We start from the raw sequence: 22,323 nt of genomic DNA on the forward strand, positions 1-22,323 counted from the left end.
GGTAAAAAACGGCCTTTAGGCTTGTTGCTCGGGCGTTGACTAGCCGGACAGGTTTCGGTGCGGCTCGGTTAAGATGGCAGCCATCAATGAGTCGGAGTCTGCCTATGTCCACCTCCTTTCCTGCTTTGGCCTTTGCCGGTATTGGCCTGATGGGGCTACCCATGACCCAGCGCCTGCTGGCTGCCGGTTATCCGCTAAGCGTTTGGAACCGCTCCCCTGACAAGTGCGCCCCCCTGCATGCGTTGGGTGCGCAGGCCGTGGTCAAGCCGGCGCAGCTCTGTGATCAGGCAGATATCGTTATGCTTTGCCTGGCCAATACCGAGGTGGTGCGTGAGGTGGTGTTCGGCCCAGGCGGCATTGTTGAAACAGCCAAGCCTGGGCAACTGCTGGTGGATTTTTCCAGCCTGGAGCCGGCGGCTACCCGCGAGATGGCTGCTGAACTGCATGCGCGCTGTGGCATGCACTGGGTTGATGCGCCAGTTTCTGGCGGCACGCCGGGTGCGGCCAATGGCACCTTGGCGATCATGGCCGGTGGCCGGGTTGAGGATATCGAGCGGGTGCGGCCGATTCTCGCGCACCTGGGGCAACGCCTGACGCACATGGGCGATGTTGGCGCAGGCCAGGTGACCAAGGTGTGCAACCAGATGATTGTCGCCTGCAACGCTCTGGTCATCGCTGAAGTGGTCGCCCTGGCGGAGCAAGCCGGGGTCGACGCCAGCTTGATCGCCCCAGCGCTGGCCGGAGGTTTTGCCGACTCCAAGCCGCTACAGATACTCGCGCCGCAGATGGCCGAGAGTCAGTTCGAACCGGTTAAGTGGCATGTGCGCACGCTGCTTAAGGATCTCGATACGGCGGTCAAACTGTCGCAGCAAGTCGGCTCGGCCACGCCGCTCAGTGGTCTGGCGGCGCAGCTGATGCGCCAGCACGGCAGCCAGGGCAATTTGCAGCGTGACCCTGCGACTCTGGTGCAGCTGTACCGGGCGCCGCAGCATCAAGAATCGCAGCATCAAGAGCCACAGCCATGAAGATCGCCGCCAATCTATCGCTGCTGTTTAGCGAGTTACCGCTGATCGAGCGAGTGGTAGCTGCCGCCGCTGCGGGCTTCGATGGCGTGGAAATCCAGTTCCCCTACGAGCTGCCGGCCATTCGCCTGAAAGAGGCGTTGGACGCTGCGGCTATGCCGTTGCGCCTGATCAACCTGCCTGCTGGGGATTTGATGAGCGGCGGGCCCGGTCTTGCCGCCGTACCTGCACGACAGGCCGAGTTTGCTGCGGCTCTGCAGCAGGCCTTGAGTTACGCCGCCATGGTGCGACCGGCGCTGGTCAATGTGCTGCCGGGGCGCCTGGCCGAGGGGGTTGAGCCTGAACAGGCGTTGGCCTGCCTGATCGACAATCTGCGCAAGACCGCTGAGGCTTTTCAGCTGTTGGGCATTGGCGTGGTGGTGGAGGCGATCAACCCGCTGGATATGCCGGGCTTTCTGATCAATACCCCGGCACAGCTGGATGCGCTGCTAAAGGCCGTGGCTCATCCTAACCTGACGGCGCAGTTCGATCTTTACCATATGGCGCGCCAGGAACTGGATATGCAGGCGGGTATCGTTCTGCTGGCCGGGCGGATCGGCCATGTGCAGTTTGCCGATTACCCTGGACGTGGCGCACCGGGCACGGGCGAGCTGCAGTTTGCGCCGCTGCTGACGGCTTTGCGTGAGAGTGGTTATCAGGGCTGGTTGGCGGCCGAGTACCGACCGGGGGAGGCGGGCACTCAGGCCAGTTTGAGCTGGTTGAGCGAGTGGCGCGCGAGCTGAAGCGCCCACCTGCAACCCGATTGATCTCAGGTTGCAGGTTTCAACGGCCTGCTAGTCGGGCTTGTCTTCGGCGTATTTGTTAAGCGAAATAACCCGGGTCTTGCCGATACGGTGACGGTAGATCTCGCGCAGGTACTTGATGGCTTTCTTCACACTGTCGCGTGACAGGCGGATGTCGTTGATCGAGACGAACTTGTCCTGATCGTGGATCAGCTCGCGGTACTTCTTCTCGTACATCGGTTTGATCGCGTACCAGTTGGTGTCGAGGATCTTCGCCGGGTTCTCAAACTCGTTGAGCATGGCGTCAACCCGCACTTCGTCGAACTCATCGCTCATGATGAAATCGAGAATGGCGTTGTCCAGGCTTTCATCAAAGCGGTGCGGGTCGCGGGCGAAGCAGCGCTTGATAAAGGCCACGATCAGAGTCAGGAAGTCGTCCGACAGGCACGGGCTCTTGGCGATCAAAGTGGTCAGCGACAGGTTGGCCGAGGCGCCGATCACCAGCGCATAGCGCTTCAGTGTGGTATTGGGGAACAGGCTGTTGAGGTGGGTCTTGAGCCGGTTCAGGTCCATATAGGACAGCTTGTAGTCTTTCGGTAGCGAGACGATGGATACCACCGAGGAGCAATTCTTGAAGAAGTGCAGGTCGCTCAGCTTGGCGGCGTTGTAATCGGATTTTTTGTATTCCTCCAGCGCTTGGCGGTAACGCTTGGACTCGATTGGCAGCAGGCTGATGCCCTCGATGGCTTGGGTCACCTTGTTGAAGTGCGGCAGGTCGATGGAGCGGAAGAACAGGTCATCGATATTCAGTCGCGACGGTTCTTTGTCCAGCACGCGGAACTTGTCCAGTGCGGCGGCGCTTTGCTCGGGCACCACCGATTCGGCATACGCCACGGCCACGGGGCCGGCCAGGCTCATAAACAGATCGTTAGCATCCAAACGGATGGTTTCGCCGATGTCGATGCCGGCGCGGCGGAAGTAGTTCTGGTCGTAGTCGGTGGTCACCGCCTGGGCGGTGAGGATGTTGAAGATTTGCTGCGAGATGTACTGGTTGGCGTGGCGCTCCATGGCGTTGACATCGATATTCTGGATATTGCCGTCATCGCTTTCTTCGGCGTAACGCATGATGTCGTTGGAGATCAGCATCATGGCGTTCCATGGGCGGATGCGGCGCATCACGCTTTCTTCGCTGTTCTCTTCATTGTCGAAGTTGTAGGAGAAGTCCCATTCCTCGGCGAGGTACTTGCACAGCAGGCGGCCTGCGTTGATGTGCAGGGCCTCGGACATCTCGCTGCGCTGGTCGGAGATATTGGGCAGGATGCAGATGCCGCTGGTGAAGATCGGCTCGAAGACGAAGCTGTGATCACGGTTCTCCGGGGTTTCGTCGAAGTTCTTGGTGTCGAAGGTTTTGCTCATGTAGGCGAACTGCTGCGCCAGGCCGAATTCCGAGGCCATGCCCGAGCCGGTGCCGCCGCCGGCGCTGAAGATATAGAAGTACAGACGCGACTGGTTGGCCTTGATGCCGCAGGAGTCGATCAGGTAGCTGTGGATAAACTTCCAGTCTTCATTGGTGAAGCGCTGGGTGTCCTTGTTGAGGATGATCTTGGCCAGGTACTGGCCGAGGATCGGCGCGTTACCGGCACCGCCCGCATGCACCTCGGAGAGGTCCATGATCTTCATCTTGCTGTAGTCGCTGAGAAAACCGCTGGTTTCGCCTTTGCGCGAAAAGCGGATGCGCCCCTCGATGTCCTTGTCCAGATCGCCGAGCATGACCAGTGGCTCGATCAGGAACACCGGCTTGCTGTCCTTGCTCGGTGCGCGCAACAGGTTGCTGCGAATCCAGCGCGTGGGGCGGAAATCCTGCTCGGCCACGGCTTTTTCTTCATTGTTGAATTCGCTCAGGTAGAACTGCCGAGCGTTGTACACCAGGGATGCGACATCCAGGGCGATGTTCGAGCCGCAACGGCCAAGGCCGATCAGGCAGACCGAAGGAAAGTGCTGCACCCGCCGTTCGCTGTCGTCATCCTGGGAAGCAGGGGGAACACCAGGTTGCGCAGACCGTCGAGGTTATCGAGGATGCGATCAATGTCGTGCTCGGTGAAATACATGTATTGCTCGCCGCTGCTGTCCAGGCGCATGGGGGGCTGCAGCGGGGAAGGGGGGGCGAGTGGAGCGAGCAGGGTATCAGCCAGGTCAGCCAGTGTGGCTTCGGTCGCGGGGGAGGTCACAGGATCTTTTTTTGTTTTCATTTTAGAGACATTCCGGCGGCTAACGAGGGTGGGCGGCTAATGGCCACATTTCACTCAACAAGATTGTTTGTAGCATGAAAAATGAGAAGTCGCGCTTTACACCCGGTTTTACTGGGGCATATCTGGAGTTTTCCGATGCGCTTTGTGACCTGCGTGCTTGTTCGAGCGCCCATTACCCGGCATACACGCAACAAATAGTCACAGACAGCATAGACGCAAGGCTCTAGATTGCGCCTGCACGTGCTGGATACGGCGGTTGGCCATGCGCCACTGGCCTGCTTCGATAACAACAAATAGAGATGGATCCCATGCAGCAGTCCCTACAAGCAGCGAATGCCTGGCGCATTCTGTTCCTGCTTTTTCTCGCCAACCTGTTCAACTTCTTCGACCGCACCATTCCGGCGATCATCATTGAGCCGATCCGCATGGAATGGGATCTCAGCGACTTGCAGCTGGGTTTGATCGGTACCGCCTTTACCATCGTCTATGCGATTGCCGGGATTCCGCTGGGGCGTATGGCCGACACCGGCGCGCGGCGCAAGATCATGGGCTGGGGCCTGGCGGTCTGGAGTGGGCTGACTGCTGTCAATGGCCTGGCCTGGAATTTCTGGAGCTTCCTGCTGATTCGCATGGGCGTCGGCATTGGCGAGGCCAGCTATGCGCCGGCGGCCAACTCGCTGATTGGCGATCTGTTCCCGGCGCACAAGCGCGCGCGGGCTATGGGCATCTTTATGCTGGGCCTGCCGATTGGTTTGCTGCTGGCCTTCTTCACCATTGGCGCGATGGTCAAGGCCTTCGACAGCTGGCGTGCGCCGTTCTTTATTGCCGCAGTGCCGGGGTTGATCCTGGCGCTGTTTATGTTCTTTATCAAAGAGCCCAAGCGTGGTGCGGCCGAGCTGGTGCAATCGCGCACCACCCCGGTGGAAAAACCCCTGCGCAAGGTGCTGGCGATCCGCACTTTCTGGTGGCTGGTGATGGCTGGCCTGGCGTTCAACTTCGCCACCTATGCCTGTAACTCGTTCATGGTGCCGATGCTGCAGCGCTACTTCCTTATGCCACTGGAGCAGGCAGCCATGGCCACCGGGGTGATTGTCGGGCTGACTGGCCTGGTCGGCCTGACCTTGGGCGGTTGGCTGGCGGACAAGATCCACCAACGCTGGCAGACCGGCCGCCTGCTGTTTGCCGCGTTGAGCATGTTGATTGCCTCCGTGGCTACGGGCTATGCCTTGCTGGCCGGGCGGGTTGAAATCGCCGTGTTCGTGGCGCTATTCAGCATCGGCTGGCTGTTTGCCTACAACTTCTACACCTGCGTTTACACCGCGATTCAGGATGTGATCGAGCCACGTCTGCGCGCCACGGCCATGGCGCTATTCTTCGCTGGCCTTTACCTGCTTGGTGGTGGCCTTGGCCCATTGGCGGTGGGCATGCTCTCGGATCACTACTCCCATGCTGCGATGCTCGCGGCCGGGGCCAGTGAAATGAACGAGACCTTCAAGGCTGTCGGTCTGCATAACGCCATGTACCTGATTCCGGTGGCACTGCTGCTGACCATGGTGGCGCTGCTGCAAGCCTCGCGTTGCTTCGTCGCCGATGCCGCCAAGATGCAGCGGGGTATGCAGCTGCAGCCCGCTAGCTAAGCCATTTTCCTGTGCAATACTCAGTCGCACTGCTGTCACGCAACTGCGACTGAGGACAACCACCATGGGCACTTCCCGCCTTGTGCTGGGCCACAGCAATGCACTTGGCGAACACCCCTTGTGCAACCTCTTGACTCAGTGCCCGCTGAGTTTGCAGGCGATTGATGCGCCTGACGAACTGCCGGATGAACTGGCGCTGGTACTGCTTGATGAAAGCCTGCTGGCGCGCTGGCCGTTGGCCGCCTGGCGGAGCTGTGGCGCGATTCTGCTGGGCTGCATGGACCAGCCTGGCGTCTTACCCTTGCCGCCGCATGCCAGTGTCGAGGAGTTGTCGGCCTTGCTGCGTTTTGCCGGTGAGCAGTACAGCCTGCGTCATCAGACCGAACAACTGGCCGCCGCTCTGGCGGGCAAGCATGATGACCTGAGCAAGCTGGTGGACGTGGGCTTGGCGCTGTCGGCCGAGCGTGACCTGGACTGTTTGCTGGAAAAAATCCTGATCGAAGGGCGCCGCCTGTCCAACAGTGACGCCGCCTCGCTGTTTCTGATCAGCCGCCGCCCGGATGCGCCGGCGCAGCTGATCTTCAAGCTGACGCAGAACGGCACGCTCAGCCAGAACAGCTTTCAGGATCAGCGCATGCCGTTGAGCAAGGCCTCGATTGCCGGTTACGTGGCGCTGACCAGCACCGAGCTGAATATCGAGGATGTGTACGCGATTGCCGCCGATGCGCCGTATCGCTTCAACCGCTCCTTTGACCTGCAGATGGGCTACCGCACCCTGTCGATCCTGGCGATCCCCATGCGCGACCATCGCCATGAAGTGGTCGGCGTGCTGGAATTTATCAACCGTCAGCGCAAAGGCTGCGAGCCGCTGGAGCCTGAGCTGATTGCCTTCGATGAAGAAACCGCCGTATCGCTGCGTGCGCTGGCTAGCCAAGCGGCCGTGGCCATTGAGAACCGTCAGTTGTTGGATGACATCAGCCGACTGTTCGACGGTTTTGTGCAGGCCTCGGTGTTTGCCATTGAGCAGCGCGACCCGACCACCAGCGGCCATTCTTTTCGGGTTGCCGAACTGTGCCTGACCCTGGCCAATCAGTTGCCCCATGCCCCACAGGCCCGCTTGCGTGAGCAGGCGCTGAGTAGCGATGGCCTGCGCGAGCTGCGTTATGCCGCCTTGCTGCATGACTTTGGCAAGGTCGGGGTGCGTGAGCATGTGCTGGTAAAGGCCAAGAAGCTTCCCGAGCAGGTGCTGGAGAACTTGCGTTACCGCGTCGCCCTGGCCCAGGAAAATCTGCGCAACCAGACCCTGCGCAAGATGCTGCATGCCTACCGCCATCAGGGCGGCTTGAGCGATGAGCGGCGCCTACAACTGGAGGCCGAGCTGGCCTATGAGTGCGAACGCCTGGAGCGCTACCTGAGCAATATCGTTCAGGCCAACGAGCCGAGCATGCTCAGTGAGGGGGATTTCCAGCATTTGCAGGAAGTGCAGGGCGAACTGGTCAAAGCGCCCGGCAATTGTCTGGTCAGCCTGCTCAGCGAGAGTGAGTTCAGTGCCCTGGCGGTGCGTAAAGGCAGCCTGACCAAGGCTGAGCGTGAAGAGATTGAGCGCCATGTGGTGCACACCCAGCAGTTTCTCAGCCTGATTCCCTGGACCCCGGACCTGCAGGGCGTGCCACATATCGCCGGCGCACACCACGAAAAACTCGATGGCAGCGGTTATCCCAAAGGCCTGATCGGCGATGCGATTCCTTGCGCCTCACGGATCATGACCATCTGCGATATCTACGATGCCTTGACTGCGGCGGATCGCCCCTACAAGCCGGCAATGCCCCTGGAGCGGGCGCTGGATATTCTCAAGAGTGAGGCCCAGGGCGGGTTACTCGATGCCGAGCTGGTGCAGCTGTTTATCGCCAGTCGCTGCTTCCAGGTGACGGGTGCGCCGGGCTCGCACACCACCTCACCGTTTAGCCATCATGTGTGTGATTACGAGCCGTCGTGCACCCGTGAACATCCCCACTCGCATTAGACGTGGGTTGTCTGCCTCTACCGCTTGCTTCTAAGCGCCTGCTGATAGCGCATATCCAGGCTCTTGCTCGGGCCGCTGGCGTTTTTCTCGATATATAGGTAGACCGGTTGCAGGCGCTGCAGGCGGTCGTCGATGCCTGGGTGCACCTTGAGAAAGCTGGTGAGCGTTGCGTCGTTGTGCCGCGTTGTGCCCAGGGTCTGCAATACGCCGGCCAGCCCATAGGCGTCATAGCCGGCGCGGGTAGCGATTACCGCCCCCATTGCGTCGGCTTCGTATTCATCACCACGGTCCAGGCCGCGGCTGTAGAGGTCGCTGACGCTGCGGGTAAAACGGTCGGTCAGTTCGCCGGCTTTACTGCCGCCTTTGTCTGCCGCACCGGCTTGCACCGCGAGGGTGGCAAGGTCCGCCAGCAGGCCGGTTTGCGCTTGCTGCTGAATGGCTTTGAGGTGATGCTGCTGCACCACATGGGCCACTTCATGGGCGAGTACGCCGGCCAGTTCGGCTTCGCTGTTCATTCTTGCGAGCATGCCGCTGGTGATAAACACGTAACCGCCGGGTGCGGCGTAGGCGGCCACTTGCGGGCTGTCGAGCACGACGAAACGCCAGGGCAGATCGGGGCGCTCGCTGTGTTGGGCGACCCATAGGCCGACGCGATTGACGTAGGCTTGCAGCGGCGGATTGTTCAGCACTGCCGCTTTGCTCAGCAGGATGGTGGCGGTGTTCTGCCCGATCACCCGCTCTTCATCGACGCTTTTCTGGCCCATGTTGGTCAGATGCTGGCCGGCGCTGGCCAGTTTGCCCAGATCGACGCCCTGGATCTGCATGCCTTCCAAGCCCTGACAGGCACTGAGGCTGACGATCAGGCCGAGCAGACTGGCGCGCTTGAGTAATGCGGCTGTTTGCATGTCACTCTCCTCGCGGCGTATTAGCGGGCGTAGGGCAGGTTCTGGCTACGCAGACCGCCTTGCTGAGCGAAGCTGCGGGCCTCGCTCGGGCTGGCGGCGAAGGCGTCCAGGCTCTGCACACTGGCTGAGGTATTGGCACTGCCGCTGCGCAGTTCTTCGTCGCTGATGCCGCGAATTCCGGTGGCTACGCCGCTGGCGGGGGAGGCCTGGTTGCCAAGTTTGAGTAGACTGCCCAGGTCATTGCTACGGCTGGCTTGCGCATCCTTGGCAAAGCGCAGGCTGAGCAGTGGCAGCCAGCCGCGCTGGCCGCTTGAAGTTTGCACTTGATACCAGCCGCCTTGGCGCTCCAGCACCAGTACCTGCGTCTGTTTGCCGATCTGGCCGACACTGGCGGCCGAAACGTTGGCGTCGGCGCGCAGGACGCTGTCCTGCAGGGTGTGCGCCTGGCGTACTTCGGCCAGCGCCGAGAAGCAGTAGAAACTGAATATCAGCGCCGCAAGGGCACTGCAGAGGCCTTTATTCATCATGTCTCCTTCGCGGCTCAAAGAGCATTACGGCTTCGGCGCGACCTTTTACCTGGTGTTCGCCCTGGGACACGAAGTCCAGATCGAGCGTGCAGGCCTCGCGGGTGGCGGCAGAAATCAGTAGATGGGCACGGCCCTTGGTCAGCCCTTCGATGCGGCTGGCCAGGTTCACCGTGTCGCCTATTGCAGTGTAGTCATAGCGCTGCTTTGCGCCGACCAGGCCGACGACCGCTGGTCCCGTGTGCAGGCCGATGCCGATGTCGAAATCCGGGCAGTTGTAGTCGCGGCGAAAGGCGTCGAGGTTTTCCAGCATTTCCATGGCCGCCAGAATGGCTTGGTCGGCTTGCTGCGGGTTGTCCAACGGCGCACCCCAGAAGGCCATGATGGCGTCGCCGATAAACTTGTCGAGGGTCGCCTGGTGTTTGAACAGCACCTCCACCTGACTGCTGAAATAGCCTTCGAGCAGGTGCACGATTTCGCTTGGGGTGTGCTGCTCGGAGAGGGTGGTAAAGCTGCGGATGTCGGAAAACAGCACAGTCAGCTGACACTCCTTGCTCGCCAGCAAGGCTTCCGGGTCGTCACGCGACACCAGTTGGTTGACCACCACAGGGTCCATAAAACGGCTAAACAGGCGAATGGTGTCCTGCAATTGCTGGCGCCGACGCAGGTAGAACAGCGCCAACGCGGCGGCCAGCAACAGCCACAGGCAGATCAGCCCCGGCAGCACGCCGAGCAGCAGGCCCTGCAAGGCCAGCCAGTAGCTGCCGGCAAACAGCGCCAGGCTGCCGAACAGGCACAGTGCAAAGGCTGCCGGCAGCTGTTCACGCAGCAGCAGAAGGCTCAGGCCGAACAAGAGCAGCAGCGGGCCGAGCAGTTCCAGCCAGCTGTCCGCTTCACGCAACTGGCTGTTGTTGAGCAGGTTGTCGATGGCCGTCATCAGGATAAATGGTGCGGGATAGAGGGTGTCCAGCGGGGTTGGGCGCAGGTCGTGCAGGCCGGCGGCGGTGGTGCCGATGACGATGATGCGGTCCTTGAACAGTTCGGTTGCCAGTGGCTCGCCCTGATTGCGTGCCGCCGCCAATACGGCGGCGTAGGGCACGCGTGGGTAGGGCAGGCGGCTGGTGCCGGGCCAGTCCAGCAGCAGGTTCTGTTGCGGCGGTAAGTTGCCGGTCAGGTCATGCACGATGCGCGCAGGCATGCTGGGCAAGCGCCAGTCGGCAAAGCTGCGGTACAGCTCATGGCGCCGACCGATGCCGTCGGTATCCGGGCGAAAGTTGATGCTGCCCAGGCGCCATAGTTCGCTGGGGAAAGCGTTGGGCAGTAGCAGCAAGCCGCGTTGATCGTCCGCGCCGCGTTGGCCGGGGGCTTGCCAGGTGGAGGCAGGGTAGTCGCGCAGCAGCGGCGGTTTGCTGCCTTCCTCGGCTTGCTGGACCAGGGCTGCGAGGTAGGTGTTGGCGCTGCGTTGCAGCACTTCGGCAAAGTAGCTGTCGGCGTCCGGGTTGAACGGGTCGGGTTCGCTGAACAGGATGTCGAAGGCCACGGCCTTGGCCTGTTGGCTGAGTAGGTATTCCAGCAGTTCGCCGTGCAGCGAGCGCGGCCACGGCCATTTACCGGCTTCACCGGCCAGCACTTGTAGGCTCAGGTCATCGATATCAATCAGCAGCAGGCGCGGGTCGGGCGTTTGTTCGGCGGCGCGCTGGCGGATCAGCCAGTCAAGATGGGCGTTGTTTAGCCCGTTCAGTGCGGGCCACAGATGCAACAGAGGAAGCAGAAGCAGCGCCAGCAGGCAGAGCCCGTCGAGGCTATGGCGAAACCGACGCGAGGCGGCGCGTGCAGGCACAGAAAGCTCCTGTGGGCTGGAGAGTCAGAAGTATTGCCTCTGACTCTAGCAGCCCGTGTGGAGTGCACCTTGGCGTAGGTTGGGTTGAGGAGCAGCGCGACGAAGCCCAACGACACAAGTCAATGCCTGTTGGGCTTCGCTGCGCTCAGCGCCAGCCTACCTGCGTGCGCTTATGTTAGCCGGCGACCAGTACGCGTATTGCTTCAAGGCGCAACGCCGCCTTGTCGAGCATGGCCAGGCCTTGCTCGCGCAGTTGGCGCAGGGCGTTGAGTTCGCTGTCACGCACGCTTGGGTTGACCGCTTGCAGGGCGATCAGGCGCGCTAGCTCCTCGTCGGTTTCGGCGGCCAAACGGCGTTTGGCTTCGTCGACGCGCGCCGCGTGGCGTTCGGCGACCTTGCCTTCGCCAGCGTTGATCAGCGGGTTGAGGCTGTCGCGCTGGGCCTGGACGAACTTGTTGGCACTGGCGCGTGGCACGGTTTCCAGCTGCTCGTTGAGCTTCTCGAACGAGACCTTGGTGGCCAGGTCGTTGCCGTTGGCATCAAGCAGGCAGCGCAGGGCGATGGGCGGCAGGTAGCGGCCGAGCTGCAGGGCACGCGGGGCGACTACTTCGCTGACATACAGCAGCTCCAGCAGCACGGTGCCGGGTTTCAGCGCCTTGTTTTTGATCAGCGCGACGCCGGTGTTGCCCATCGAACCTGAGCGCACCAGGTCCATGCCGCCTTGCACCATGGGGTGTTCCCATGTGAGGAACTGCATGTCCTCGCGGGCCAGGGCCATGTCGCGATCGTAGGTGATGGTCACGCCTTCGTCGTCGCCAAGCGGGAAGCTGGCGTCCAGCATTTTTTCGCTGGGGCGCAGGATCAGGGCGTTATCGGAATGGTCTTCGCTGTCGATGCCGAAGGCGTCGAACAGTTGCTCCATATAGATCGGCAGGGCGAATTGGTCGTCCTGCTCAAGAATCGCGGAGGCCAAAGCTTCGCCTTCGCCGGCACCGCCGGAGTTGAGCTCCAGCAGGCGGTCACGGCCGGCATGCAACTCGCCTTCAAGGCGCAGCCGCTCGGCTTTGGCCTCATCGACCAGGGCTTGCCACTCACCGTCATCGCCACTTTCCAGCAGCGGCAGCAAGCGGCTGCCGAACTGGTGCTGCAGGGCGTTGCCGGTGGGGCAGGTGGCGAGGAAGGCGTTTAGCGCGTGGTGATACCACTGGAACAGGCGCTCCTGCGGGCTGTTTTCCAGGTACGGCACGTGCAGCTGGATGCGGTGCTTTTGACCGATGCGGTCGAGACGGCCGATACGCTGTTCGAGCAGGTCCGGGTGCGCTGGCAGGTCGAACAGCACCAGGTGGTGGGCGAACTGGAAGTTACGACCTTCCGAGCCGATTTCCGAGCAAATCAGCACCTGCGCGCCGAACTCTTCATCGGCAAAATAGGCGGCTGCGCGGTCGCGCTCAAGGATGCTCATGCCTTCGTGGAACACGGTGGCGGGGATGCCCTTGCGCACGCGCAGGGCGTCTTCCAGGTCCATGGCGGTTTCGGCGTGGGCGCAGATCACCAGCACCTTGAATTTTTTCAGCATCTTCAGGGTGTCGATCAGCCACTCGACGCGCGGGTCGAATTTCCACCAGCGCAGCTCTTCATCGACATCCGGCTGCGCCTGGTAGCTGACTTCCGGGTAGAGGTCGGCGTGCTCGCCAATCGGCAGCTCCATATATTCATCGGGGCTGGCCAGCGGGTAGGGGTGCAGCTCGCGATCAGGGAAACCCTGCACGGCGGCGCGGGTGTTGCGGAACAACAGGCGGCCAGTGCCGTGACGATCCAGCAACTCGCGCACCAGGCGCGCCGAGGCTTCGCTGTCACCGGCATTCACCGCAGCCAGCAATTCTTCACCGCCTGCGCCGAGGAAATCATGGATTGTTTTGTGTGCAGCGGTGGACAGGCTGCCTTTGTCCAGCAGCTCTTGCACGGCTTCGGCAATCGGCTTGTAGTGCTCACTCTCGGCGCGGAAGGCGGCCAGATCATGGAAACGGTTCGGGTCGAGCAAGCGCAGGCGGGCGAAGTGGCTGTCCTGGCCGAGTTGCTCGGGGGTGGCGGTGAGCAGCAGCACGCCTGGGATGACCTCGGCGAGCTGTTCAACCAGCGCATACTCGCGGCTGGCGTGCTCGGGGTGCCAGACCAGGTGGTGCGCTTCATCGACCACCAACAGGTCCCAGCCGGCAGCAAACAGAGCGTCCTGGGCTTTTTCGTCCTCGCACAGCCATTCCAGGGCGACCAGGGCCAGTTGGCAGTCTTCGAAGGGGTTGCTGGCGTCGCTTTCGATAAAGCGCTCTTCGTCGAACAACGCAACATCCAGGTTGAAGCGCCGGCGCATTTCTACCAGCCACTGGTGCTGGAGGTTTTCCGGCACCAGGATCAGCACGCGGTTGGCGCGCCCGGACAGCAGTTGGCGATGGATCACCAGGCCGGCTTCGATGGTTTTACCCAGGCCCACTTCATCGGCCAGCAATACCCGTGGGGCGATGCGGTCGGCGACTTCGCGGGCGATGTGCAGCTGGTGCGCAATCGGCTGCGCACGCACGCCGCCCAGGCCCCAGAGGCTGGATTGCAACTGGCGGCTGGTGTAATCCAGGGTGTGGTAGCGCAGGGCAAACCAAGGCAGCGGGTCGATCTGCCCGGCGAACAGGCGATCACTGGCCAGACGGAACTGGATAAAGTTCGACAGCTGGGTTTCCGGCAGGGTGACGCTTTCATGCTGGGCATTGAGGCCGTGATAGACCAGCAGACCGTCGACGTCGTCGACTTCCTGTACGGTCAGCTTCCAGCCCTCGAAGTGGGTGATTTCATCGCCCGGCGAGAAGCGCACGCGCGTCAATGGCGCATTGCGCAGGGCGTACTGGCGGGTTTCGCCAGTGGCCGGGTAGAGCACGGTGAGCATGCGGCCGTCCTGCATCAGAACGGTACCCAGCCCCAGCTCCGCTTCGCTGTCACTGATCCAGCGTTGCCCCGGTTCATACTGCGCCATGCTTGTCTCCCGCGTGAAAAAGCCGACTATGTTAACGCAGCGTCGTGCCCTGGCCCAAGGCGCATTGCTGCACATTGGGCACTTTGTGTGATTAGGTAGATCGAAAGTGTAGTGAGGCGAGGCTCAAGTCGCGGCTTGGCTGGCCGACAGTCTGACCAAAGGAGGGCTAATAGATGCTGCCGCCGATCCCCCACAGCCTAGTTCCTGTAACCGTCCAGCACGACGTGGTTAAGCCGCGTCCGGAAATCCCGCCGGTTACCGCCACGGCCGAAAGCTCCAAAGAAAGTGGTGTAAGCCTGGATAAACGCCACCCCCAGGAAGCCGAGATGCTGCTGCGTGAGGAGCAGCGCCGTCGTCAGCGCCGCCACGGTTACACCCCTGAAGAATTGGCCGAAGGCGAAGTGGCAGAAGCTGATGAGGCCGTGATGGGTGAGTTGCCGCGCCAGGGGTTGTGGGTGGATGTGGAAGTTTGAGTGATCTAACCGTGGATCTATTTGCCGACAGCCCGTTGCAGCTGCCCAACGCCGACTTGCAGCTGCATGCGCAGTGGCGCGATGCTGCCACCGCCGATCACTGGCTGGGCGAATTGAGCGCGCAGACGCCCTGGCAGCAGCCGCAGGTGCAAATTTATGGCCGGCAGTTGCCGGTGCCGCGCCTGGTGGCCTGGTATGGCGATGCCGAAGCCAGCTATCGCTACTCAGGGTTAACTCATCAACCCTTGCCCTGGACGCCGCTGCTGGCGCAGATTCGTGCACAGGTGGAGCAGGCGGTTGGTCAGCCGCTCAATGGCGTGCTGCTCAACTATTACCGTGACGGCCAGGACTCCATGGGCTGGCACAGTGATGATGAGGCTGAGCTGGGCGCTAATCCGCTGATTGCCTCGCTGAATCTGGGCGGCACCCGGCGCTTCGATTTGCGCCGCAAAGGGCAGAACCGCATCGAGCATTCACTGCCACTGCAGCATGGTTCGCTGCTGGTCATGCGCGGGCCAACCCAGCATCATTGGCAACACCAAGTGGCGAAGACGCGCAGCCCCTGCGCGCCACGTCTGAATCTGACCTTTCGTTTGATCAAGCCAAACCCATGAGCAAAGACGACAAACTGATTGATTTCGCGGCCGAGCGCGACAAGCGCATCCACGACCTGCGCGACAAGAAACTCAATGAAATGCGCGATGCCTTCGAGCAAGCCCTGCCGCTGCCCAAAGGCAAGAAAAAGCCCAAGAGCAAACCGAAAAAGCCCTGAGACGGACGTGCCTTAGGCTGATTCGTTGATCTGGATCAGCTAAGCACTGCCTCATCCGGCTCGCGCCCGCCGCTTCTTGATCTGGATCAATAGCGCCCCCGCAGCCCCTGTTAATTTGCAGCCATACCCACACAGGCTTCATAGCAGGAGGCAACCATGTTTATCGATGTCGTAGTTCTCGCCGGTATCGGCACCGTCGGTCTGATGGTCGCCTTCTTCGTCGGTGTCGGTTATTTCATCTGGCAGGACTCGCACAAGCGCAAGCAGGGCTGAGTCTGCTGTATGGGGCACGCAAGGCAATTTGGGCGACTTCGGTCGCCTTTTTTTATGGTGCGCCAGGCATGGCGCGTAGCGCCGTGACTGGCGCTGTTCGGGTCACTGTGGTGGTGAGTCGGACGACTTGGAGGTGAAAGTCCTCTACACACCCGGCAAGGGGAAGTGTTAGCCAGAGGCAAGGGTGTCGCGGGTGACTGCGAATCTGAAGGAAGCCCGAGGCAAAATGCTGGCCTGACGTACAGGAAGCGGATAGAGGCGGCGTAGCGGGGTAAGACGGCCATAATCGTCAAAGCCCAATACTTGCACGGAACGCTGCGACGTATATCCGACAGGCATAAGCAGGAAGGTCGCGCGAATTACCCTGGGAGATCTGTTTAGCCTGCCAAGTGCTACCGGCGTCGTGAGATGACGGGATGGGCGACAGAAGTCAGCAGAGGCCGTAGTAGCTGCTCGAAACCGGAGCAATGAAGGGCTGAACCTGCCATGAGTGGATAGTCGGGTGTGATCTCTGTTGGAGCGTAAAGCAGAAACTCCGCATAGCGGGGGTCGAGACCATCAGGAGGTAGGAGCCGGAAGCTCCGAGGGCCGGTCTGGGCGCTTAGATACCACAGGCGACACATCAACGGAACCAAGCTCGCTGACGTTGTTTATCAGTAGGCAGGAACCGCCGTATACGGAACCGTACGTACGGTGGTGTGAGAGGACGGCGGATGTGAATCCGCCTCCTACTCGATGTGCGCCGATGCTAGTTAGCAAGGCTTATGTTTTATGGCGGACATTCTCTGGGATTGCTATTCCGCTCAATGGCGACAATAGGCAGCGTTAACGTGACATTCACGCCGGCGGTGGTGGAGTGCCATAGAATTTCAGCGCCTATTGAGGCAGCGCGGCGCAGTTGGTTCTTAAGTCCTTTACCGTTAAAGAGCGCGGACTGTTCTGCGGTAAACCCTTGGCCATTATCGATGATGATGACTCTGACATGAGTCGCGTCAGAGGATGTGCTAATGCGAATTTCCGTGGCGTTGGTGTGCTTGATAATGTTGGAGAATGTCTCTTGGAGGATGCGCAAGATATGCAGTGCATTGCGCGGGTCAAGCCAGTCAAGGGCGGGCACGTTTTGAATATCCCAGCGCAAGCGTATTCCGGCACTTTCCAGGCGAGGTGTTAGGCGAAATCTTAATGTCGCCATCAGCAGCAACAGGTCGGCTTCTACCGGCTCCATTGAGTCGATGGTGAGTTTTAGGTCTTCGATGCAGTTCTTCAGTACATCGGTCAGCGACGACGCATCAAGGTGACCTTTCTCAGCCTCCAGCAATGCAATGATCAGTGACGAACCCATGCCGTCGTGCATGTCTTGCATAAGCCGCTGACGTTCATTGCTAAGTGTTTGTCGGTGTTCAATTTCGCGTAGCCGTTGGTGGCTGTTCTTTAACTCGTCCTCACGCTCCTGCAGGCGAAAAGCCAAGCTGGCATTGGTGCTTTTGACGTTTTCATTGGCTTTGAGAAAACGCCGGAAAATAATGCTCATGACAATCAGGAACGCGCCAATATTGCTGTAAGGGCCGAGATAAATTGACTCGATAGTTAAGTAATTGTTTTGCAGTAGCCAGTCATGGCAACCCAGCAACATGCCTGCTGTTGCCCAGCCGCTTAACAGCAGTCCATCATTGCAGCGAGCGTGCCATGATTGATGCGCGCCAAAGCCCGCCACTAAAGAGCCAGTGAGAATTAATGCGAAGTAGATCAGTGGTGACAGGGCATAGGCGTTCAGCAGCTCGGAAAACATTGGCAGAGTCAGCACGCCGGCCCCAAGCGTAACCAGTGTGACAAGAGTATTTAGCCAGCGGTTGGGGCGATGGTGAAGGCTGAGCAAAAAGAAGTGAGTAACTAATACCATCCAGAACAGTGAGTTTATAGTTAGCCAGCTGAACCAGGACTCCGCTATGGGCAGCTCACGCTCGCCGACGTAATAATGAAGTGTGCGAATAAATGAGGCGGTTGAGATAAAGAAAAACAATAGGTAGGAGTGCTCGCTGCGTAAGCGGCACCAAATAAAAAAAGAGAATAATCCGACTGCTAGAAAAATCACGCTGCTGGTATACGGAAGCTGGACCTGTAGCAGGTATCGAAGCCGGTAACGCCAGTTCAGGCTGCTGCTTTCTTGAACCCATATAGAAGAAATTCCGCCTCCCGAATCGCTCGGGCGTTGGATGCGCAAGAGGATAACGCTGGGGCTTGGTGTGTTGGCAGTTGCATTTAACGGAATGCTCAAGGGGATGTTCCAGCCGTTCCAATATACGCCACTGCTTGACATGTAAATCAGCTGGCCGTCGGCATAAATGGCAAGGTTGCCATCGGTTTTCCAGCGTGGAATGTAGAGTTGTTTTTGTGTTTCTGAGGCTGAAACGGGCAGTTGCAAGCGATACCAGGTTTCTGTCGTGGGGGAGCTTACATGTTCATGCTGGACAGAGGAGCGAATCAATTGCCGGGTCAGGGCGTGGGGCAGATCAACGGTAGTCCATTTATCAGGCAGTAGTCGTTTATTAACCACTTGCGGTGGGGCGCTAAAACCCTGGCTTGGGATATTGAGTATTTGCGCGGTAGTAATGTGTAAGGGCGATTCAGTCGCAGTAGCTGTATAGCTACATGCTGTTAGCAGTGCAATTATGAAAATAATCCCTAGCCATTGCTTAGGCACCCAGTAACCCTTGGCAGCGCGCTTCGTATATCGCTTCTGTTTTTGAGTTCACTTCAAGCTTCTTATAAATTCGCCGTACGAATGTCAGAACAGTATGGCGTGATACGCCCATTAGCTCGGCAATCTCATCCGAATTAAAGCCTTTGGTAATGTATTCAAGTACCTGCTGCTCTCGTGTCGATAATCGCGCAGGGCTGGTACTGGGTGAAGTTGCTGCCAAGGGCTGGGATATATCTTCTTGGCGAAAACGCATCAGTATCTGGCGAGCGATCAGCGGGCTGATCGGGCTGCCGCCTTGGTGCAGGCTGCGGATTTCTGAGGCGATGCTGACTGTGCTGCTGTCTTTAAGTAAATAGCCCGTCGCGCCCGCCTCAAGTGACTGCATGACATGCATTTCATCGCCAAAAGCGGTGCTGACCATGATATTGCAATCGGGCCATTTGCTATGGGCGGCACGAATCACATCGATCCCCGAGCCGTCTGGCAGCCCTAGATCGACCAACAGGACATCCGCCGGCGCACTATCAAGGATCTTTAAGCCCTCGGCGCGTGTGCTCAATACCGCCACCAGTTGCATATCTGTCGCTGTGGTGAAGGTATGCCGCAGTGCTTGCTGAAACGCCAAGTCGTCCTCAATCAGGATCACTCGAATCGGCATGCTGTCATTTTCGCTGCGCATCTTGATCCTGAATGAGACGAGGGCATTGCCGCGATAGTAGCGCAGCTAATTAGGCAGTATTGCCTTAACAGAGCAAGGCGGCAGGTTTATCTGTAGCTATAAATGGGGACATACGGCTCGGGTTGCCTTCGCTTAGCATCGATGTGACAAGAAGGGCGCTTGTGGCAAGCAGGCCGAACATGACCGCCCAGGCCAGTCAGTGGTCACGCCAGCAGCGATCAAGCCCAAACACACTCGACCTAGTCCAGAGGAAGCATCATGACTATTAAGCTACGCGCTCGTCAGTTGGGCCAAGGCATGACCGAGTACATCATTATCGTCGCGCTGATCGCGATTTCGGCGATTGTGGTTTACAACCTGTTCGGCAGTACCGTGCGCGAGCAGGTCGGTGATATGGCGGCGGAGTTGGGCGGTGGCGAAGCCACGCAAGCAGCCGCCACAACGGGTGGCGAGGCGCAAACAGCCGCTGCCGCCAAGTCCAACCTGAGCAGTTACAAGCAAGACGAACGCAAGTAATAAGCGCCCGATCCTTAGCTTGTGAACGCACACCGGCAGTCGGGGCAGGCCATGGTCTTTGGCCTGTTCTTCATCGGCATCGCGCTGATCGGCTTGATCCTGATGTACAACCACGGGGTACTGACCCGTGATCGTGTACAGGTCGAAAACGCTGCCGACGCAGCAGCGTATTCGCAAGCCAAGCTGTTTGCCCGCCACCAGAACCTGATTGCTTACACCAACCGCGCTATCGTCGCTAACGAGATGTCGGTCGGTCAGATGGTCGCGCTGATGTCCTGGTCGAAACGCTACGCCAACATCCCGCGCTGGGTGAATACTTTTCCGCCGTACCGAATTCCCCTCGTCCCCGCACCCAATCCGACCATCGCTGATGCGCTGTCCACCGTCACGCTGTTCTATCAGGTGCTCGGCTTTGCCACGGGGACCGCAGCCAAGCCGCTGCTCGGCATCTACCCCGATGTGGTCTCCAGCTTCAATCTGGTAATGGGTTTCTTCCAGAAGATTTTTGCGGTGGCGACGCTGGAAGCGCAGTTCACCACACCCATAAACATTGTTAACCGGCATGAAATGCCGGGCACCAACGACGACCTGAAAGTGGTCACCCTTAGCCATCTGTTGTTGGCGCAGAATTTCATCCTGACGTATTTCGCCAGTGACCTGAATTTGAGCAGCCTGGCCAGCCAGGCTAAAAGTGCCAGCACGGCGGCAGGTGGCAGCGCGGCCTCATCCGATGACTTTGTCGCCGACTTTCTCGGCAGCCTTGCGCCCTCGACCATGCTGGTCAATACCGCACCGGAGAAGTACGACAGCAGTAACGCTCAGAATGCCGACAACAGCGCCGCACGAACGGCAGGGCGTCAGTACGCGGCGATTATGAACAGCAACCGCAACGACTGGCTGGAGGCGCGAAACTATAACCCGACCGTCAGTTTGAACCCGCCTGAGCTGCCGATTTACCTTGGTTTTATCACCATAAGGTTGGGCTTAAACGTCGAGGTGGGTGTGTTCAACAATGGCGGCACGGCCTATGTCTATAACCCCAAGAGCACGGCCGCAGGCGGTAAAGGCATCCCGCATTACGGCTGGGCGTCTGTCGACTTCAGCTCCATCGGTTTCAAGATGCAAGTATCTCTGCGAATCGAATTCTGTCTGCCCCTATTAGGTTGCGTCGAGATATTCACTGGCTTCCCACTCCAGATGGGGCTGCCACTTAGCGGCGGCACGCACCAGATAGTGGCCAAGGCCGGCGATCAGTTTTTGATTGGTACGCAGTGGGGCAGCCCTACGCAAAATTCGCCGCCGGGTAGCTCTGCCCCCTACGGCGAGGCGATGCAGTCGGTGCATGCGACGACCTGGGCATGGGGGAATACCCTGGGTGCCTTCGGCCTAAACCAGGCGGAAGACGTCAACACCGGCTATGGCGGTGCGCCCTCATTTTTCAGCCTCGGCCGTGACTATCAGGGCCGTGGCACCAGCAATGAATTTACTGTGGCGGTAGCCAAGCCACTGGGCAGCCTGCGCACCAGCGACAACCCTGCCAGCCTGGGGCTGGATAGCGGCAAATTTGCCCTCGAGACTCAGGAAGTCAAAGACAACGCGCTGTCGTCGCTCTGGGGCGGGCCCGACCATATGATGACCATCGCCTCGGCGGAGTCCTATTTCGCCCCGCCGCCTGGCCGCGTAGAAAGCCCCAATCAGTTCAGCCCCTTCTGGGATGCCCGCCTGCGTGAGCCGAGCCGCGTGGTGCAGATGATTGCCGCCGGGCAGATCGATCTGATGGCCGTGCTGGGCCTGCAACCTGGCGCCAGCACATCGGCCATTGTGGGCGCGGTGCTCGACCTGGGCCTGAAAAAACTGATCGAGCCGGGTAAGGATCGGGTGGTCGACAAACTGCCTTCTGTCATCAGAGGTCCGGTCAAGCCAGTGCTCGACAAGTTCGTTGACACGGTCACCAGCACCGCCAGCGGCGCTGTTTCCGAGCTGGTGAAGTGACCATGGCCGCCAAGACATCCAAAACCCGTATGCGCGGCCAGGCCATGGCGGAATTTGTGGTGATGGTCGCGGGCGGCGTGCTGCTGTTGTTCGTGCTGGTGCCCGTGGTGGCCAAGCTGGCCGACATGGCCTACACCGCCCAGCAGGTGGCGCGTTATGTGGCCTGGGAGCGCACCGTCTGGTTTGACACTGACAAAGCGCCGGGCGAGACCGGCCACGGCGATACCGCGCAACGCGGCAATGAAGCGATATTGAAAACTGCGGAAAAACGCCTGATGGCCTACTCCGCAGTGACTCAGCCCTTCACCGCCGCCGACATCGATGGCAGCGTAAACACCGCCAGCAACAACACGCTATGGCGCTGGACCCACGGCGGCGGAGCCAAGCCGATGAGCGCCACGGGCAGCATGCCGAGCAACTCCAGTTTGAGTGCAGAGGACACGCCGTCCTACAGCTACGACGTGATCGGCATTTACAACGACGCCATGGGCAGCGTGATGAAAGTGCTGAGCTTTCTGAAAATCGCCAAGGATGACGACTTTCTGCAAGTGGCCCACGAGACCGAGAACCTCTACAACCCCAGCATCGTCATTCCCGTTTCTATGGCCGGTAGCCGGCTGGGTAGTAAACCGCTGTTTGGCGGCGCGTTGGACAAGCAGCTGAATATTCGCGCCCAGTCCGCAGTGCTTGCCGACGGCTGGAACGCCCAGGGCGAGCATCATTTCAAGGAACGTGCCGACGACTTTGCCGTGGGCACCATGCTTAGCAATCCCCTGATTGAAACCATCATCTCGACCATCGGCATCTTTGAACCCTCGTTCAAGAATGTCGAGTTTGACCATGTCGGCATCGAGCCTATTCCGGATAAGCCGGCTAAATGCACCAACAGCACCGGGTTCTGTTACTTCGAATAGCC

17 protein-coding genes and 1 pseudogene are annotated in these 22,323 nt (G+C 59.8%); 11 read left to right on the plus strand and 7 right to left on the minus strand.

What is annotated here, in order from left to right; genetic code table 11:
* The first annotated feature begins 104 nt into the window (after positions 1–104).
* Both AC0T4W_RS05590 and AC0T4W_RS05595 read left to right on the plus strand, forming a co-directional pair.
* The gene (locus tag AC0T4W_RS05590) at positions 105–1,025 is read left to right on the plus strand and encodes an NAD(P)-dependent oxidoreductase (protein WP_476317190.1); all 921 of its coding nucleotides are present in this window, start codon (positions 105–107) and stop codon (positions 1,023–1,025) included.
* Positions 1,022–1,804 carry a hydroxypyruvate isomerase family protein gene (locus AC0T4W_RS05595; protein ID WP_476317193.1) on the plus strand — a complete coding sequence of 261 codons (783 nt, stop codon included), beginning with the start codon at positions 1,022–1,024 and terminating at the stop codon, positions 1,802–1,804. The genes AC0T4W_RS05590 and AC0T4W_RS05595 overlap by 4 nt, the downstream gene beginning before the upstream one ends.
* 51 nt (positions 1,805–1,855) lie before the next feature.
* Here the strand turns inward: AC0T4W_RS05595 and AC0T4W_RS05600 are convergent.
* A pseudogene (locus AC0T4W_RS05600) lies at positions 1,856–3,942 on the minus strand (hypothetical protein).
* 419 nt (positions 3,943–4,361) lie between these two features.
* Between AC0T4W_RS05600 and AC0T4W_RS05605 the strand changes: the two are divergent.
* A complete protein-coding gene (locus AC0T4W_RS05605) occupies positions 4,362–5,690 on the plus strand; it encodes a spinster family MFS transporter (RefSeq protein ID WP_476317196.1) in 1,329 nt (442 codons plus the stop codon).
* Between the two features lie 64 nt (positions 5,691–5,754).
* A complete protein-coding gene (locus AC0T4W_RS05610; RefSeq protein WP_476317198.1) occupies positions 5,755–7,713 on the plus strand; it encodes an HD domain-containing phosphohydrolase in 1,959 nt (652 codons plus the stop codon).
* 17 nt (positions 7,714–7,730) lie between these two features.
* Here AC0T4W_RS05610 and AC0T4W_RS05615 read toward each other — a convergent pair whose 3' ends face one another.
* The 4 genes from AC0T4W_RS05615 to rapA all read right to left on the minus strand — a co-directional run bounded on the left by AC0T4W_RS05615 (position 7,731) and on the right by rapA (position 14,001).
* Positions 7,731–8,618, minus strand: coding sequence for a M48 family metalloprotease (locus tag AC0T4W_RS05615; protein WP_476317201.1), 888 nt, complete (start codon positions 8,616–8,618; stop codon positions 7,731–7,733).
* Between the two features lie 20 nt (positions 8,619–8,638).
* Positions 8,639–9,142: an SH3 domain-containing protein gene (locus tag AC0T4W_RS05620; RefSeq protein ID WP_476317204.1), complete on the minus strand. Its 504-nt coding sequence runs from the start codon at positions 9,140–9,142 to the stop codon at positions 8,639–8,641.
* On the minus strand, positions 9,135–10,982 hold the full coding sequence (locus AC0T4W_RS05625; RefSeq protein ID WP_476317207.1) for a CHASE2 domain-containing protein: 1,848 nt from the start codon (positions 10,980–10,982) through the stop codon (positions 9,135–9,137). The genes AC0T4W_RS05620 and AC0T4W_RS05625 overlap by 8 nt, the downstream gene beginning before the upstream one ends.
* Positions 10,983–11,157: 175 nt before the next feature.
* The gene (gene rapA / locus AC0T4W_RS05630) at positions 11,158–14,001 is read right to left on the minus strand and encodes an RNA polymerase-associated protein RapA (protein ID WP_476317210.1); all 2,844 of its coding nucleotides are present in this window, start codon (positions 13,999–14,001) and stop codon (positions 11,158–11,160) included.
* 173 nt (positions 14,002–14,174) lie between these two features.
* On the opposite strand from rapA, the gene AC0T4W_RS05635 reads away from it, so the two are divergent.
* From AC0T4W_RS05635 to ccoM, 4 genes are all read left to right on the plus strand, one after another.
* Positions 14,175–14,474, plus strand: a complete 300-nt coding sequence (locus AC0T4W_RS05635; RefSeq protein WP_476317212.1) for an aspartate-semialdehyde dehydrogenase — start codon at positions 14,175–14,177, stop codon at positions 14,472–14,474.
* A gap of 11 nt (positions 14,475–14,485) precedes the next feature.
* Positions 14,486–15,088: an alpha-ketoglutarate-dependent dioxygenase AlkB family protein gene (locus AC0T4W_RS05640; RefSeq protein WP_476323485.1), complete on the plus strand. Its 603-nt coding sequence runs from the start codon at positions 14,486–14,488 to the stop codon at positions 15,086–15,088.
* Positions 15,085–15,246 carry a hypothetical protein gene (locus tag AC0T4W_RS05645; protein ID WP_282875354.1) on the plus strand — a complete coding sequence of 54 codons (162 nt, stop codon included), beginning with the start codon at positions 15,085–15,087 and terminating at the stop codon, positions 15,244–15,246. Before AC0T4W_RS05640 ends, AC0T4W_RS05645 begins: the two co-directional genes overlap by 4 nt.
* Positions 15,247–15,402: 156 nt before the next feature.
* Positions 15,403–15,519: a cytochrome c oxidase subunit CcoM gene (gene ccoM / locus AC0T4W_RS05650; RefSeq protein WP_276605876.1), complete on the plus strand. Its 117-nt coding sequence runs from the start codon at positions 15,403–15,405 to the stop codon at positions 15,517–15,519.
* Between the two features lie 769 nt (positions 15,520–16,288).
* Here ccoM and AC0T4W_RS05655 read toward each other — a convergent pair.
* Positions 16,289–18,220: a sensor histidine kinase gene (locus AC0T4W_RS05655; RefSeq protein WP_476317216.1), complete on the minus strand. Its 1,932-nt coding sequence runs from the start codon at positions 18,218–18,220 to the stop codon at positions 16,289–16,291.
* On the minus strand, positions 18,213–18,899 hold the full coding sequence (locus AC0T4W_RS05660) for a response regulator (RefSeq protein WP_476317219.1): 687 nt from the start codon (positions 18,897–18,899) through the stop codon (positions 18,213–18,215). The genes AC0T4W_RS05655 and AC0T4W_RS05660 overlap by 8 nt, the downstream gene beginning before the upstream one ends.
* A gap of 258 nt (positions 18,900–19,157) precedes the next feature.
* On the opposite strand from AC0T4W_RS05660, the gene AC0T4W_RS05665 reads away from it, so the two are divergent.
* From AC0T4W_RS05665 to AC0T4W_RS05675, 3 genes are read left to right on the plus strand one after another with little or no spacing between them, the layout of a single operon-like run.
* A complete protein-coding gene (locus tag AC0T4W_RS05665) occupies positions 19,158–19,415 on the plus strand; it encodes a Flp family type IVb pilin (RefSeq protein WP_476317222.1) in 258 nt (85 codons plus the stop codon).
* A 21-nt stretch (positions 19,416–19,436) separates the two neighbouring features.
* Entirely contained in the window at positions 19,437–21,407 is a 1,971-nt protein-coding gene (locus AC0T4W_RS05670; protein ID WP_476317225.1) for a hypothetical protein, read from the plus strand.
* A gap of 2 nt (positions 21,408–21,409) precedes the next feature.
* The gene (locus AC0T4W_RS05675) at positions 21,410–22,321 is read left to right on the plus strand and encodes a hypothetical protein (RefSeq protein WP_476317228.1); all 912 of its coding nucleotides are present in this window, start codon (positions 21,410–21,412) and stop codon (positions 22,319–22,321) included.
* Positions 22,322–22,323 lie beyond the last annotated feature (2 nt).

The sequence above is a fragment of the Pseudomonas sp. C7.1 genome, assembly GCF_056312395.1.

Bases quoted from the DNA above. Each gene is read 5' to 3' on its own strand.
- AC0T4W_RS05590 (WP_476317190.1), top strand. From the start codon at position 105: ATGTCCACCTCCTTTCCTGCTTTGGCCTTTGCCGGTATTGGCCTGATG.
- AC0T4W_RS05595 (WP_476317193.1), top strand. From the start codon at position 1,022: ATGAAGATCGCCGCCAATCTATCGCTGCTGTTTAGCGAGTTACCGCTG.
- AC0T4W_RS05605 (WP_476317196.1), top strand. From the start codon at position 4,362: ATGCAGCAGTCCCTACAAGCAGCGAATGCCTGGCGCATTCTGTTCCTG.
- AC0T4W_RS05610 (WP_476317198.1), top strand. From the start codon at position 5,755: ATGGGCACTTCCCGCCTTGTGCTGGGCCACAGCAATGCACTTGGCGAA.
- AC0T4W_RS05615 (WP_476317201.1), bottom strand. From the start codon at position 8,618: ATGCAAACAGCCGCATTACTCAAGCGCGCCAGTCTGCTCGGCCTGATC.
- AC0T4W_RS05620 (WP_476317204.1), bottom strand. From the start codon at position 9,142: ATGAATAAAGGCCTCTGCAGTGCCCTTGCGGCGCTGATATTCAGTTTC.
- rapA (WP_476317210.1), bottom strand. From the start codon at position 14,001: ATGGCGCAGTATGAACCGGGGCAACGCTGGATCAGTGACAGCGAAGCG.
- AC0T4W_RS05635 (WP_476317212.1), top strand. From the start codon at position 14,175: ATGCTGCCGCCGATCCCCCACAGCCTAGTTCCTGTAACCGTCCAGCAC.
- AC0T4W_RS05645 (WP_282875354.1), top strand. From the start codon at position 15,085: ATGAGCAAAGACGACAAACTGATTGATTTCGCGGCCGAGCGCGACAAG.
- ccoM (WP_276605876.1), top strand. From the start codon at position 15,403: ATGTTTATCGATGTCGTAGTTCTCGCCGGTATCGGCACCGTCGGTCTG.
- AC0T4W_RS05660 (WP_476317219.1), bottom strand. From the start codon at position 18,899: ATGCGCAGCGAAAATGACAGCATGCCGATTCGAGTGATCCTGATTGAG.
- AC0T4W_RS05665 (WP_476317222.1), top strand. From the start codon at position 19,158: ATGACTATTAAGCTACGCGCTCGTCAGTTGGGCCAAGGCATGACCGAG.
- AC0T4W_RS05675 (WP_476317228.1), top strand. From the start codon at position 21,410: ATGGCCGCCAAGACATCCAAAACCCGTATGCGCGGCCAGGCCATGGCG.